The following is a 15,358-nucleotide window of genomic DNA, read 5'->3' as shown; positions in this document are numbered from 1 at the left end:
TACACATGAGTGGGAAAACAGCTAAATCGGCGAAAGAGTGACCCTGAGGGATACACATTGGCGGAAACCTGGCGAATTTACCCAAACTAGTCCATCAAACCAGCTACGTCAGCGAATAATAGTTACTCAAGTCCCCCAACTTTGAACCCCATCCCCCAAATGGTTTATACTGGAGGAGAAAAGCACCAACGGGCGTCATGGGGGAAGCAGCGTGGCTATTGATCAAAATTTTATTACCATATTGACCATTGTAAATATACCGCTCGCCATCGTCGTCATGTTCATGGAACGGCGGAATGTCGGGGTCACCTGGGCGTGGCTGATGGTATTGTTGTTCCTGCCGGCGGTAGGGTTCGTCGTGTACCTCGTATTCGGCCAGAACCTGAGCAAGAAGAAGCTCTACAAGCTGAATAAGCGCACGCGCGAGACGATGGCGGCGCTGATCGAGAATCAGCGGCGCGAGTTCCGCGACCACAGCATCGTGTTCAACGATCCGGCCGCGGCCAATTATGCGGACCTGATCTACATGAACCTCACGAGCGGCTTTGCGCTGTATACGCAGAACAACAAGGTGGACATCTACACCGATGGCACCGCGAAATTCGCTGCCCTGTTCGACGATATCGAGCGCGCGACGAACCACATTCATCTCATGTATTACATCGTGTCGAATGACTCGCTCGGCAACCGGCTGCTGGACGCCTTGACCATCAAAGCCGAACAAGGCGTCAAGGTGCGCTTCCTCGTCGATGATATCGGAAGCTCGCATTTGCCGCGGCATTTCTTCCGCCGCTTGAAGGAAGCGGGCGGCGAGGTCGCCTACTTCTTCCCGTCGAAGATTCCGTATCTCAACATACGCGTCAACTACCGCAACCACCGGAAGCTGGCGATCATCGACGGTCAAATCGGCTACATCGGCGGCATCAATGTTGGCGACGAGTACCTCGGGCTGAACGCGCGATATGGATTTTGGCGCGATTCGCATCTACGCATAACCGGCTATGCGGTGTCGCAGATGCAGGCGCATTTCATGATGGATTGGAATCTCGCTTCCCCCGCGCACATCGGCAGAGATGTGCTTGCGCTTTTCCCGCCAGCAGGCGATACCGGCAAGGCTGGTGTGCAGATCGTGTCCAGCGGTCCGAATCAATCGCTCGAACAGATCAAGAATGCTTATATCAAAATGATCAATTCCGCGAAGGAAACGGTCTATATTCAGACGCCTTATTTTATACCGGATGAGAGCCTGCTCACGGCCCTGAAGATGGCGGTGCTGTCCGGCAAAGACGTGCGGATCATGCTGCCGAGCAAGCCCGACCACAAGATGGTTTATCTCGCGTCCTACTCGTATTTAGGCGAGTTGCTGGAAGAGGGCATGAAGTGCTATCTGTATGAAAAAGGCTTCCTCCATGCCAAAATGATCGTCGTCGACGGTCAGATCGCCTCAGTCGGCACGGCCAATGTGGATATTCGCAGCTTCAAGCTGAACTTCGAAGTAAATGCGATTTTGTACGATACAGAAACCGCCGGGAAGCTGCAGCGTATATTCGAAGATGACATGAAAGTGAGCCGCGAGCTCACGTATGAAGCCTATCAACAGCGGTCGACGTATCAGCGATTCAAGGAATCATGCGTACGGCTGTTGTCACCCATTTTATAAAGCGAAACAGGTAGGAGTGAGCGAACATGATGGACAAGCAAATGGTGATGGAATGGGCCAAAATGCTAATGAGCTACAAATTTGCACTCGATGAGATCAACACGAAGCTGACGATTCTGAACGAAGAGCTGCAGTTCGTACATAACTATAATCCGATCGAGCATGTGAAAACGCGGATAAAGTCGCCGGAGAGCATTGTCGAGAAACTTCAGCGCAAAGGAGTAGACGTCTCCAAAGAGAACGCGGCGCGACACATCCGGGACATCGCCGGCGTGAGGGTCATCTGCTCATTCACAACGGACGTGTACCGCGTTTACGATATGATTCGGAGACAGAACGACGTCAAAGTGATTGAAGTGAAGGACTACATCAAGGATCCGAAGCCGAACGGATATCAAAGTCTTCATATGATCATCGAAATTCCGATATTCCTCTCCGAAGGCATCGAGCATGTGAGCGTAGAAATCCAGCTCCGTACAATCGCGATGGACTTCTGGGCGAGCCTTGAGCACAAGATCTACTACCAATTCCACGAAGATATGCCGGAAACGATCCGTGAGCAGCTGAAAGAGACAGCTGAGATGATCGGGATACTCGACCGCCGGATGCTCGGCCTCAAGGAAGAGGTGCAGCGCTTCACGGAGCAAGCTGAAGAGAAGCAAGCTTCTTCGCTTGCTATGGGACCAACAATTCCGGTTCCACTGCCGGCGCCGATGCCGGCCCCAAGTCTAAAATAGCGCCATAAATATTGTTTTTACCTGTGTAATGCTTACAAAAGCCGTATCAGTCCAAGCAATGCGAAGCTGCCAAGACTTCGCTGCCGCGACAGATGCGGCTTTTTTGACATTTTGAAATTGATAAGTTTCACTTGTGTGAATTTCAAAAATGTCTCTGCGAAACGTAAGCTTTTGCCGAAGAGACGGCGCCAGCCGTTTACGCTTTGTGTTCCAACTTTAGTCCTGAAATCACTAATTTTGACATGATTTTTCTTGAAATTACCGCATGTTCAGTATACACTCATTGAATTACAATGAAGCAAGGCGACTGATTTGCTGGAATTGAAAACGCTTCCAAAAATTGGTCATTTTCTATTTGCTTGCAACAAGCTAAAGAGAGGAACGTGCGGCCTTGTTCCAATATGTATATCGGACCATTAATGATTTGAAGCTCCGGACGAAGCTTATTTTGTCTTGTATCGTCGTCGTATTTGTACCGGTCATGATCGTCGGCGTATTCCTAACTAGCGAGCTTCGGCATATGGCGCTGCAGAACGCGCAGGAGCAGACCGCGACGAACGTGGACCGGGTCAAGAAACGGACGAGCGAGGTTATCAACGTCTCAACGGATATTGCCTATCGGCTGACGTTCGACACGAGGCTTGAAGGGCTTGCCAATAACCAATATGAAACCGTTTACGATGTGGTCAAAGCGTACAGGGAATATCCCGACATTAAGGACTACATCAGGCTGTACAAAGAGATTTCGAACATTCGGCTTTATATCAAGAATACGACGCTGCTCAATAACTGGGAGCTGATCCAGCCGACCGATTCGATTATGCAGTCGAATTGGTATGAGACGGCGCTGAAGAGCAGCGGTCTCATCGGCTGGTATTACATCGAAGATGAGCGCGATCACACCAACTATCTGAGCCTTGTACGCAAAATCGATTTTATTAACCGCCATACAAGCGCCGTGCTCGTCATCAATGTCAATGGACGCATGCTGAATTCCATTCTCGGACAGGAATCATTCGATACGATGATCGTCGACAACGATAACCGAATTATTTCCGCCAACCGTCCCGGACGAGCGGGCAAGACGCTGGGCGACATTAATTTCGACCCGCAGGTCGTGAACAAGCAGACCGGAAGCTTCCAGGCGATCGTAGACGGCCAATCTTCCCAGATTCAGATCGAGCCCCTCATCCCGGCATCAAGCTTGAACGGGCTGCGAATTATATCGGTCTTCTCGATTGACAGCATTGTGAAGGATGCGAATCAGATCATTCGGCTCGCGCTCACCGTTATCGCCATCAGTCTGATCGTTGCCTTCGGTCTTATCTATGGCTTCGCGACGATGTTGTCCAAGCGTATGTTCCGGCTTAGCAAGCATATCTCGAAGGTTGCGACAGGCAATCTGGACGTCACGGTCGAGATTGACGGCAAGGATGAGATCGGGCAGCTGTCGAGGCAGTTCAATTCCATGGTAGCCAGCATTAATGAGCTCCTCGTAGAGGTTCAGGAGTCGCATGAACAGAACGCTCAGATTCAATCGAAGCAGAATGAAATCAAGTTCAAGATGATGGCGAGTCAGATCAACCCTCACTTCCTGTTCAACGCGCTGGAGTCCATTCGAATGAAGGCGCATCTGAAGGGCGAGAAGGAGATTTCCAACGTCGTCAGGCTGCTTGGCAAAATGATGCGTAAAAACCTCGAGGCAGGTAACCGCACGGTTAATCTGCGCCATGAGATTGAAGTTGTCCGCTGCTACCTGGACATCCAGAAGTTCCGTTACGAAGACCGGCTGCGTTACGAGCTTCGTATTGATGAAGCAGCCGAGCAGGTGCCGATATTGCCGCTTATCATTCAGCCGCTTGTCGAGAATGCCGTGATCCACGGGCTGGAGACGCGGGAGGAAGGCGGCATCGTCCGGGTCATCGCGGAGCTCGAAGGTGGCATGCTGCATGTCGAAGTCATCGATAACGGCGAAGGAATGTCGCGAGAGAAGCTGCAAGCTTTGTATCAATCTTTTGACGATCAGGATGATGGTGAAGGGCACCGAATTGGACTGCGCAATGTACACATGCGGCTGAAGCTGCTCTACGGCAGTGAATCGGGTCTCGTGATTTGGAGCGAGCCGGGTATTGGAACACGAGTGCAATTTACCATTCCGAAGGGAGAGCATGCTCATGTATAAGGTACTCATTACGGATGATGAACCGATGATTCGGGAAGGGCTGCGTACGCTGATTGAATGGGAGGAGCTTGGTTTTCAGGTTGTCGATACGGCTGCTAACGGCAAGGAGGCGCTCCAGAAGGCGGAGCGGTATTCGCCTGACTTGATGATTATCGACATCCGGATGCCAGGCATGACCGGCCTTGAAGTGATTGAAACGCTCAGAAAGAAAGACGAGTCTGTCCACGTCCTTATCTTGAGCGGCTATGCCGACTTCGACTACGCCAAGAAAGCCATCGCACTGAGCATTGACGGTTATCTCCTGAAGCCAGTGGAAGAGGATGAGCTGGTTGAGTATTTGCAGAAGCTGAAGTCGGCCTTAGATAAGGAGACAGACCTGCAGCAGCGGCAGAGCGAGCAAGTGGAATGGAATATGGAACGCACGATTCAAGCCATGCTGACAAGCGCAGAGGAGCAGCTTCCGGTGCAGGAAGGGGAGCTGGCTGGTGCGGGACTGCTGTGGGATGGCTATAACGTTGCGCTCATCCGGCTGCAGCATGACGGGAAGGAAGCGGAGCCGAGCGAACGGGCGGCGTTCAAGAAGCGGCTCTGCCAAGTTTTCGATGAGAAGGGCAGAGGGACGATCTTTATTAGCGAGCTTCATATCGGCCTGCTGCTGAAGGAGAATCTGCAGTTCGAGCAGGTGCGTAAAGCGGTCTACAAAGAGATTGAAGCGCTGGCTGCTGAGCTGCTGCTGGAGGCGACCGTTAGCGCAGGGGGACGCGTGAAGAGGTTTTCGGAGATTAACCGTTCCTACGAGGAGGCGCTGAAGCTGTTGAAACAGCGGTTCTTCTATGAGGGCAACCAGCTCATTACGCAGGCGACAGAACCCGTCTGCAAGGCTGAAGACTGTACGCCGGCCCCAGTGGATCAAGAGGAATGCGCGGACATTATTGATAAAATGTATTTTGCTCTCGATATCGGCAATGAAGCGGCAATTGACCAGCTTGTAACCGGAACCGGCCATCTCTTCATCACGCGCGGCTGCTCGGAGCAGGTGATCAAGTCGCTGTTCGTGCAAATCCTGACAGGCGTATTAGGCAAAATGTCACAGCATGACGCAGATGTCTATGCACGAAGCGGGCAAGTGTCTGTTGCGATAATGGAGATTTACCAGCTTACGCGTTATTCTGCCATGGAACGGCATGTCATTCAGCTTCTGAAGGGACTGAATGCCTCCGCATCGCAGGGCGACAGCGCCGACAAGCTGATGCGCAAAATGATCGACCTCATTCAGCGCAACTACGATGAGAATCTGAAGCTGGAGTCGCTCGCCGACGTGTTTAACTATAACAGCGCCTATCTTGGGAAGCTGTTCAAGAATACGACAGGCGAATATTTCAATACGTACCTAGACAAGGTGCGGATCGAGAAGGCCAAAGAGTTCCTTGGACAAGGGATGAAAGTATATCAAGTGGCCGAGAAGGTTGGCTACGCGAATGTGGACTATTTTCATGCGAAATTCCGCAAATATGTAGGCAGTTCACCGTCCGGTTTTCGGAAAAAGTAACATTTTTGCTGTATTTGTTCAGAAGGTAATGTTCAATTTTCACATGATTTTGGTCTAAATTGTGATGGTATTGAAAACGCTTTATTTACTTTATCATGGGAACATACAGCAAGGAGGTAATACGAATGAAAGCGGTAACAGTGGAAACGGCCAAGATAGAACGGCCCGCAAAAACAAAGGCGTCGCGGTTCTTCAGCACGATGCTTCAGCAGCGGTATTTGTACTTGATGAGCATTCCTTTTGTCATCTGGGTGTTCGTGTTTAGCTACTTGCCACTATGGGGCTGGACGATGGCTTTCCAGAAATTCAAACCGGCCAAATCGTTTTTCGAGCAGGATTGGGTAGGGTTCGATTATTTCAAAGAATTGTTCCATGATGATACGTTCTTCCAAGCTCTGCGCAACACGCTTGCGATGAGCGTAATGGGACTCATCGCTGGATTCACGATCCCGATCATCCTGGCCATTCTTCTTAACGAAGTCAGGCAGCAAATGTTCAAGCGCGTTGTTCAAACGATCTCCTATTTGCCTCACTTCGTGTCCTGGGTTGTAGCGGCAGGCATCATCTCGAAGATGCTGTCCACCGATAACGGCGTTGTGAACGAGGTGCTCGTCGGCTTACATCTGATCCACGAACCGATTCAGTTCATGGCGAAGGGCAATCTATTCTGGTCGATTGTAACGGCATCGGATGTTTGGAAGGAAACCGGTTGGAACACGATCATCTATCTTGCAGCAATCGCAGGCATCGGCCCTGAGTTGTACGAAGCGGCAAGAGTAGACGGTGCGAGCCGACTGCAGCAGGTATGGCACATTACATTGCCAGGTATTCGCTCCACGATCATCATCTTAATCATCATCTCGATCGGCCACTTGATCAGCATCGGCTTCGAGAAGCAATTCCTGCTTGGCAACAATCTCGTACGGGATTACTCACAAACCTTGGATTTGTATGCGCTTAACTACGGTCTAGGCATGGGACGATATTCCTTCGGTACGGCGATCAACATATTCAACTCTGTCGTCAGCGTTATTCTTCTCTTCGCGGCTAACGGCATCTTCAAGAAGATTACGAAAGAAAGCATCATTTAGGGGGCGACAAGGTGGCTACGAACAGAATAACAGCAAGCGGCACGCCTTGGTCGGACCGCATCTTTGATATCGTGGTGTATGTTGCCATCGTGATTGTAACAGTCGTAACGCTGTATCCTTTCTTGAACGTATTGGCGATTTCGCTGAACGACTCGACAGACAGCGTCAAAGGCGGCATAACGATTTTCCCAAGACAATTTACACTGAAGAACTATGACACGATCTTCGCTTTCTCCGGCCTGCTTACTGGGCTCAAGATATCTGTCTTGCGTACCATCATCGGTACGGTACTCGGACTCATCAGCTCCTCCATGCTGGCATTCACGCTGAGCCGGGTCGATTTCCAAGGTCGCAAATTCGTCTCGACCTTCCTGGCACTGACGATGTACGTCTCCGGCGGCTTGATTCCGTTCTACATTCTGATTAAGGATCTGCACATGATGGGCACGTTCGCAGTTTATGTGCTTCCAGGTCTGGTCAGCGCGTTCAACGTGTTTGTCATCCGCTCCTTCATCGACGGCATCCCGTATGCGCTGCAAGAATCAGCTAAGCTCGACGGCGCTAATGACTTTACGATCTACTGGCGTGTTATTCTGCCGCTCACGAAGCCAGCACTTGCGACAATCGCGCTCTTCCTTGCGGTAGGGCAGTGGAACTCCTGGTTCGATACGTTCCTCTATAACGCATCGAAGGATAACTTGACGACGCTTCAATATGAGCTGATGAAAGTTATTCAGAGCACGCAGACGAACGTCGATAACTTCCGCGGCCGTAACATGGTCGAGGTGATGGCGCAGATTTCTCCGGAATCCGTCAAGATGGCCATTACCATTATCGTAACGGTTCCAATTCTCGTGGTGTATCCGTTCCTGCAGCGTTATTTTGTCAAAGGGATGACGCTTGGGGCGGTAAAGAGCTAGTTCGAACAAACGCTTCTTACGCATTCACAGTATTCTCGGTATCCGCAGGGCAACCTGTTTATACAATATGCATTCATACACAATTAGGAGGGTTTGCAACATGCAAAGAAAGAAAACAACCGCTTCCGTTCTGATGTCGGTTACATTGCTAGCAGGTCTGCTCGCAGGTTGCGGCAGCAGCAACAACGATACTTCGAACAATGAAGCAAACAAAAGCAACAATTCGGCAACTGCGAATTCGGGCAATACAGCTTCCAACGATGCGAATGCAAACAAAGACGCAGCAGCTGCGGAAGATACTTCTCCGATCACGTTCTCGTTCTTTGCCGAAGACCCGAATCCGAACTGGAATAACATGCAGGACGATGTAAGTAAGGAATTGACGAAGAAGACAGGCGTTACGCTTGATGCTGAATTCGCAGTAGGCGACCCAGCTCAGAAGGTAGCCCTCATGGCGACAAGCGGCGAGTATCCAGACCTGATCTCCGCGAAAGGCGATATCGGTAAGCTTGTTGATGCAGGCGCAGTTATCGACCTGACAGATCTGATCGACAAATACGCACCGAACATCAAGCGGGTACTTGGCGATAACCTGGCTCGTGCAAAATATACAAATGCTGACCAATCCATCTATGCGATCCCAACTTGGGCAGCAGTTAACGAGCAGCGCTTCGTTGCAGGCGGCGGCTTCGAGCTTCAGCACCGCGTCGTGAAAGAAGCGGGCTACCCTGAGATCCGTACGGTTCAAGATTACGAGAGCGTTATCAAATCGTACATCGAGAAGCACCCTACAGATGAGAACGGCAACAAAAACATCGGCGTATCGCTGAACGCAGACGACTGGCATATGTACATCTCCGTTACGAACCCTGCGGTTTCGACTACAGGCGGCTCCGATGACGGCGAATACTACATCGACCAAACAACGAACGAAGCGATCTACCACTTCCGTCGTCCGGAAGAGAAAGAATATTTCCGCTGGCTGAACCACATGAACGATATCGGCCTTCTTGACAAAGAGAGCTTCGTTCAGAAGTATGACCAGTACAAATCCAAAGTAGCAACGGGCCGCGTGCTTGGTCTGATCGACCAAGACTGGGATTACAACGATGCACAGCAAGCTCTGAAAACAGCTGGTAAATTCGACGAGACTTATGGTCACTACCCAGTAACAATGTCCAAAGACATCAAGCAAGCGGACTTCTGGCCAACAGGCTTCATGGGCGGCTATGGTATCTCCATCTCCAGCACATGTAAAGATCCGGTTCGCGCGATCAAGTTCCTTGACTACCTGGCTTCCGACGAGTTCCAAATCCTCAACAACTGGGGTATTGAAGGCAAGCACTACAAGATCGAAGACGGCAAGCGCGTAGTACCGCAAGAAGTGCAAGACCGCATCAACAACGACAACACGGCATTCACGAAAGAATCCGGTATCGGCTTCTACTGGAACATGATGGTTCACTATGGTGACGGCGCGAAAGACGAGTCCGGCAACTACTACACGAAGAACTTCCCTGAGCAGCTCGTAAACGGCTACAGCGATGCAGAGAAAGAAACATTGGCGGCTTACAAAGCGACAACGTGGAAAGATCTGTTCCCGAAAGAAGACGAGTTCAAAGTGAAAGCGTACGGCGCAGCATGGAACATCCAAATTCCAGGCGAAGACGAAGTATCCATCCTGGGTACGAAGATGAAAGACATCACATGGAAACGCATCCCGCAAGCGATCTTGGCGAAACCGGCTGACTTCGATAAGATTTGGGACGAGTACATGGCTGATCTCGACAAAGCCGGCGTGAAGAAAATGGAAGCAGATTACACGAAGTATGTTCAAGACCGTGTAGCACTTTGGTCGGGTAACTAATAGGGGAGCGGTGCAGAGTTTATCTGCACCGCTTTTTTATGGTTAAAAATAGTTAAACCGTTCTCGCTGCGCAGTCGAATGTTCTTTCGATCGCTGTTGTATTCGGATTCCCATTGAACAATCTGGAACGTGGTTGGAATCCTAATACAAAGGCGACCGCTGAGCTTCTCCAGAATCATTCGACCGCTTCGCTCTTGGTTTAACCTGTATAAAAAAGCGGTGCAGATAATTCTGCACCGCTGTGGGGGAGGAACAATGGTGCTGCGCCGCCATTGGCTGCTCTATGTTGGATAAATCCAACACTGAAGGGCAAGAAATGGCAGAATTCCATCCTATAATGGAAAAATCCACTCATTTTTGCCCGAAACAGCCGATTTCCGGCCTTTCCTGCGATAATGAGTGGATAAATCCAACATAGCCTGGCAAAATCGCCCAAATCGAGCGAAATGAGTGGATAAATCCAATATAGCCAATCTTTAGCCGAGACCCGCGGTACCATCCACGAGTTTCGATATTTCCTGAAGGAGAAAAATGTCTCCCTGATCTTTATCAGCAGTTAGTATTTTCAATTGGTGGAGCTCTGCCGTTAATCTTGCATAATTATCATCGATTTGCTTTTGTTGGTCTGCAGTTTGAACGCCCCCGTAATTATCGCTGTCTGAGTTTATTAACTGTTTAAGATGCTTCATATTCGCGTCAAGCTCTTTCCAAAGCGATTCGTAATCAGAGGAATCGGACACGGAACCAGCTTGTTTCAGCATCACATAACGATTCAACCTATACCCATAAATACCTAGCGTGTACTCCTCGATATCAGACCATATGGAGCCGCCGCCGGAAATCAGGTAATCCAAACCGAGTTGACTCGAGATAATGGCAGTGACTGTTTTTTTTAGCGAGACGGTTTCACGCTGTAAGTCCGGATCATTCTTAATCCGATTGTTCATGCCAGCTTCAAAGCAAGCTCCGATCTGGTAATACATCTCTTCATCATTATTAACATTCGTGATTTGTTGCTCCTTCATGTATGCATCATCGTAAATGGAAATGATTTGGTCCTCTTCAAGATCGGAATTCACCACTTTCGTACATAACTCCCGAACCATCTTCTCGTGATTGACATCCTCCTCAGATTCAGGTTCAACCCATTGGTGAATCTCTTTCGGCGGGGCTTGTCGAAGCAACGCAACAATATCGCTAACCGACTTTGCCTTCTCTGAAAGATAAACGTTCCTATCAATATCGGAGTCCGAAATGAAACGATCATCCAATTGAAAGTAAATATACGGTACAAAGCTCTTCTCTTCCGGAGCAGGTTGATCCGTAGAATAGTCCGCTAATACAATGACATCTTTTTGGCCATCACCATTCAAATCTTTGAAGGAAACGGCTTCGATCTTCTCCAAGTTCCAAGTAATGGTGAGTTCAGGCTCCGGAAATGTGTAGACGGTAGCGCCTTTCCCATTTTTCAGTTGGATTTTCATACTTGTCCGCCCGTCAGCCTGGAGTTGTTTCGAGGAAACGTAACGTACCTGCCCCCATGAACCAAGTTGGATATCGAATGATTGATCCGCAATCTCCTCCATATTAATCTCCGGTTCGCTTGCTTCAACTTCTGCCGTTTCCGGAGGTATCGTCGGTATATTAGTTGAATTCTCCGCTGGAGCGGTAACCATTGCAGGTGCATTCGGTAACGAGGCGACATCGTTCTCTTGCTTCTCAGCGCTTTTACATCCCATTAATGCAATCAGCAATAGAATAGCGAATATTGACTTTTTCATATGTTCGATTTCCTCTCCATGTGAGTTCACCTTGAAACTTTTCGGTACTCCCGCGGAGTGACACCGGTATGCTTGCGGAACATCCGATTGAAGAAGCTGATGTCGCCAAAGCCGACCTCGAGGGCTATGTCGAGCACTTTCTTGTCAGTCGTCCTCAGTAGCTCGGCGGCGTGGCGTACTTGAACGGTATGTTTATAGTCGACGAGGCTAAGACCCGTCGCTTCCTTGAATTTCGCCGTGAATGAAGAGACGCTCATGCCACATAGCTGGCTAAGCTGCTGCAGCGTGAATGGCTGATAATAGTGCAGCTCCACATAGTTGACGATCGATTCCATCCACGCTTGATCGCTGATGGCGGTGGGCTTCTCCGACTTTCGATTCTCTTGATGATAGCGGCTGAGCCAGACGAGACATTCGATCCAGCGGGTCTTTATCATGAGCTGATAGCCTTCGCGCCGCTGGCGGAACTCATCCGCGATCGTTTGCAGATGGGATTGGAGCTGCAGTTTTTGCGAAGGGGTAAGCGGATGGTACGGGATGAACGATTGGCTTTTGCGCAGAAAAGGAACGAGATAGAAGAAGCCTACGAACGACGGCATCTGCTGCAGCACTTCCATCTCCTGCTGGAGGAACGTGGTATCGAAGAGCACATTGTACACAATTGTCTCCTTGTCCGGCGAGCAGGTGTAGCTGTGATAAACATGGGGCTCCAAGACGAATACGTCTCCGGCTGCCAGCCGGTAAGTATGACCGGACATTTCGTGGATGGCGCTTCCTTCGACGACGAATACAAGCTCGACGAACTCATGCGTGTGCGTTGGGATATGCTCCCCGCGCTCAATCGTATATCGCTGAATATAGAAAGGGAAATCATCCTGCTGAAAAAACATGTCTCCTCTATATACCGTCAAGGCTTCTCGCATCCTTCTTCTATCAACTTATTTGATTTTTATTTCATGTTGATTATACGCAGTTCTGCGCTATAATGAAACGCAAAACACGATAAAAGGAGCTGCACAAGAAGATGGAGAAATCGCAACAACTGCAACAGCTTAAACCGGAAGTTAGAGCTTATTTGGACCGAATCGGCTACACGGGGCCGCTCGACGGAAGCGCCGCTGTCCTCGCGAAGCTGCAGCGTTGTCATCTTTATGCGGTCCCCTATGAGAATTTGGATATTTTGAGAGGGATTCCGCTGTCGCTTAAGATTGATCATCTCCATGACAAAATCGTCACGCGCCGCAGAGGCGGCTACTGCTTCGAGCTGAATGCACTGTTCGGCTGGCTGCTGCGGGAGCTCGGCTATGATGTGACTGATCTTGTTGCACGGTTCTGGCGCGATTCTACGGATTCACCGCCGAAGCGACGCCATCAAGTGCTGAAGGTCATCGTAGATGGTCAGCCGTATCTCTGTGATGTCGGTGTAGGCGGTATCGTTCCGAGAGAACCGATCGCGATGAACGCATATGAGGAGCAGCGGCAGGGAGAAGAGACGTACCGACTGGAGCCGGATGCGCAGTATGGCTGGTTTTTGACGGAATTGAAGCATGGGGAGTGGCATCGGATCTACTCGTTTACCGAGGAGCCGCAGCTTGCGGGAGATTATGAGTTTGCGACATTTTGGTGCGAGAATGCGCCCGATTCAATCTTTAGACAGACGCCGATTCTAGCGATACGGACGGAGGAAGGGCGCAATACGGCATTTGGCAGCGAGGTTCGTCTATTCAAAGGCACTGAAGTCGAAGTGCTCACGCCGGAGAATGATGCGGAGTTCGACTCCGCGCTGGAGAAGTATTTTGGCATAAAACGTTAAGTTCTGTTAAGGAAGTTACAATTAAGTTTTCACTTTCCGCATCGAACGCAGCACTCTCCAGCTGATAAGTGCTAGTACAGCAATTGCGCCGTATATAATGAACGCAGAACCGTAGTGATGAACGTAGTGCTTGACGGTGAGCCAGCGCTCTCCGAGCACATAGCCAACGTAGATGAACAGGGTGCTCCAGATAAGCGCCCCCGCGTAGGAATACAGCATGAATGTGCGAAGCTTCAGCCGCGACATCCCTGCCATGTAGGCGGTCATATGCCGAAGGCCCGGGACGAAGAAGCCTGCAAACAGCAGGAAATTGCCATATTTGTTCATCCAGCCTTGAGCCCGTTCGATCTTCGCAGGGGACATGTGCAGCTTCGGTCCGAATTTAAGCAGGAAGGGCAGCCCGAACCGTATGCCGATGCCATAGCTGGCCGTAATGCCAGCCGCAGCTCCGATAAATGCGCAGAGCATGACCCACACCATATGCAGTGTTCCGTTGTTTACTAGGAAGCCGGAGTAGGTGAGCAGCGCCTCATCCGGGACCGGAATTCCGACGATGCCGAGTGCGAGCGCAAGCATGAGTCCTACATAACCATAGCGAAATATAAGCAGTTCCAAGAGGTGTTCCAAGCGAGTTCCTACTTTCGTGAAGACGTGATTGTTATATGAAAATGTAGTTGTTTTATATTTCTTCCCACATCAATATGGACTATACTAGGGACGAATTCATTTTACAGAAAAAGGTGGCAAATCACAGTGACTCGTAAACTCCGCTGGGGCGTTATCGGCTGTGCCGGCATCGCCGTACATCAAGTTATTCCAGGTATCAAGCTTTCTGAAACAGGCGAAGTGAAAGCGATTGCAAGCCGTGACCTGGCAAAAGCCGAAGAAACTGCCGCAAAGCTTGGCATTCCGAAAGCATATGGCAGCTATGAAGAGATTTTGGCAGATTCGGAGCTTGATGCGATTTATATCCCGCTGCCGAACCATTTACATATGGAATGGTCGATCCGCGCAATGGAAGCTGGCAAGCATGTGCTCTGCGAGAAGCCGATCGCGCTGAATGCGGAGGAAGCTCAGCGTATGGCGGATGCCGCGAAGAAGAACGGCGTTCATCTGGCAGAAGCGTTCATGTACCGTCAGCACCCGCGTTACAAGGCGATTGCCGAGATTATCGCATCCGGCGAAATCGGCGAGCTGCGCGGCCTTCATGGTGCATTCACATTCAACAATGCCGGCGATTCGAAGAACGTCCGTTACCGCAGAGATTGGGGCGGCGGCTCGATCTACGACGTTGGCTGCTATCCAATCAGCGCTGCAAGGCTCATTCTTGGCGCGGAGCCGGAAGCGGCAACCGTTCATGCGCTGCTCTCGCCTGAGCATGACAATGTCGATATGATGGCGTCCGGCATTCTGGAATTCCCGAACAAAGTCGCGCTGACTTTCGACTGCGGCATGTGGGCTGCATTCCGGAACACGCTTGAAATTCTCGGCACAGAAGGCCGTATTGAAGTGCCTGAAGCCTATATCGGCAATCCGAACTTTATCGTTCATTCCAAAGGCGGCAAGCGCGAAGTGGAGCAGCCTGTCCTCAATCAGTATGCGCTTCAAGCGGATACGTTCGCTCGTATCGCATGGGGCGAGCAAGAGGCAGATTTCACACCAGCCGATGCAGTGGCCAATATGAAAGCAATTGACGCTTGTCTCGAATCCGCTTATTCGCGCAAGCGGGTCGGCATTTAATAACCGAACTCTTCAATA

At 50.3% G+C, this 15,358-nt stretch carries 12 protein-coding genes; 9 read left to right on the top strand and 3 right to left on the bottom strand.

Annotation, left to right across the window (positions count from 1 at the left end; translation table 11 throughout):
* Window positions 1-211: 211 nt before the first annotated feature.
* From cls to A8990_RS18725, 7 genes are all read left to right on the top strand, one after another.
* Window positions 212-1,660, top strand: coding sequence for a cardiolipin synthase (cls, locus tag A8990_RS18755; RefSeq protein WP_181909663.1), 1,449 nt, complete (start codon window positions 212-214; stop codon window positions 1,658-1,660).
* A gap of 26 nt (window positions 1,661-1,686) precedes the next feature.
* A complete protein-coding gene (locus A8990_RS18750) occupies window positions 1,687-2,397 on the top strand; it encodes a GTP pyrophosphokinase (protein WP_245996099.1) in 711 nt (236 codons plus the stop codon).
* Between the two features lie 391 nt (window positions 2,398-2,788).
* Window positions 2,789-4,579 (top strand): sensor histidine kinase, encoded by a 1,791-nt coding sequence (locus tag A8990_RS18745; RefSeq protein WP_245996098.1) that lies wholly within the window; start codon window positions 2,789-2,791, stop codon window positions 4,577-4,579.
* Window positions 4,572-6,128: a response regulator transcription factor gene (locus tag A8990_RS18740; RefSeq protein ID WP_181909662.1), complete on the top strand. Its 1,557-nt coding sequence runs from the start codon at window positions 4,572-4,574 to the stop codon at window positions 6,126-6,128. Before A8990_RS18745 ends, A8990_RS18740 begins: the two co-directional genes overlap by 8 nt.
* A 125-nt stretch (window positions 6,129-6,253) precedes the next feature.
* Window positions 6,254-7,219, top strand: coding sequence for an ABC transporter permease (locus A8990_RS18735; RefSeq protein ID WP_116190569.1), 966 nt, complete (start codon window positions 6,254-6,256; stop codon window positions 7,217-7,219).
* A gap of 11 nt (window positions 7,220-7,230) precedes the next feature.
* Window positions 7,231-8,139, top strand: a complete 909-nt coding sequence (locus tag A8990_RS18730) for a carbohydrate ABC transporter permease (protein ID WP_116190568.1) — start codon at window positions 7,231-7,233, stop codon at window positions 8,137-8,139.
* Window positions 8,140-8,239: 100 nt separating this feature from the next.
* Window positions 8,240-10,006 carry an ABC transporter substrate-binding protein gene (locus A8990_RS18725; protein WP_245996097.1) on the top strand — a complete coding sequence of 589 codons (1,767 nt, stop codon included), beginning with the start codon at window positions 8,240-8,242 and terminating at the stop codon, window positions 10,004-10,006.
* A gap of 476 nt (window positions 10,007-10,482) precedes the next feature.
* Here the strand turns inward: A8990_RS18725 and A8990_RS18715 are convergent, their stop codons facing one another.
* Together A8990_RS18715 and A8990_RS18710 are read right to left on the bottom strand one after the other, a co-directional pair.
* A complete protein-coding gene (locus A8990_RS18715) occupies window positions 10,483-11,787 on the bottom strand; it encodes a hypothetical protein (RefSeq protein WP_116190566.1) in 1,305 nt (434 codons plus the stop codon).
* A 26-nt stretch (window positions 11,788-11,813) separates the two neighbouring features.
* Complete coding sequence (locus A8990_RS18710; protein ID WP_181909661.1) at window positions 11,814-12,698, bottom strand: AraC family transcriptional regulator; 885 nt, start codon at window positions 12,696-12,698, stop codon at window positions 11,814-11,816.
* Between the two features lie 113 nt (window positions 12,699-12,811).
* Between A8990_RS18710 and A8990_RS18705 the strand changes: the two genes are divergently transcribed.
* The gene (locus A8990_RS18705; protein WP_116190564.1) at window positions 12,812-13,600 is read left to right on the top strand and encodes an arylamine N-acetyltransferase family protein; all 789 of its coding nucleotides are present in this window, start codon (window positions 12,812-12,814) and stop codon (window positions 13,598-13,600) included.
* Window positions 13,601-13,621: 21 nt separating this feature from the next.
* On the opposite strand, the gene A8990_RS18700 is transcribed toward A8990_RS18705, so the two are convergent.
* A complete protein-coding gene (locus A8990_RS18700; protein WP_116190563.1) occupies window positions 13,622-14,227 on the bottom strand; it encodes a DedA family protein in 606 nt (201 codons plus the stop codon).
* A 126-nt stretch (window positions 14,228-14,353) separates the two neighbouring features.
* Between A8990_RS18700 and A8990_RS18695 the strand changes: the two genes are divergently transcribed.
* Entirely contained in the window at window positions 14,354-15,340 is a 987-nt protein-coding gene (locus A8990_RS18695; protein WP_116190562.1) for a Gfo/Idh/MocA family protein, read from the top strand.
* Window positions 15,341-15,358: the final 18 nt, after the last annotated feature.

The sequence above is a fragment of the Paenibacillus taihuensis genome (assembly GCF_003386535.1).
Lineage (GTDB): Bacteria > Bacillota > Bacilli > Paenibacillales > Paenibacillaceae > Paenibacillus_Z > Paenibacillus_Z taihuensis.
Note: the sequence above shows the minus strand (reverse complement) of the source record. Positions and strands in the feature narration are given on the sequence as shown.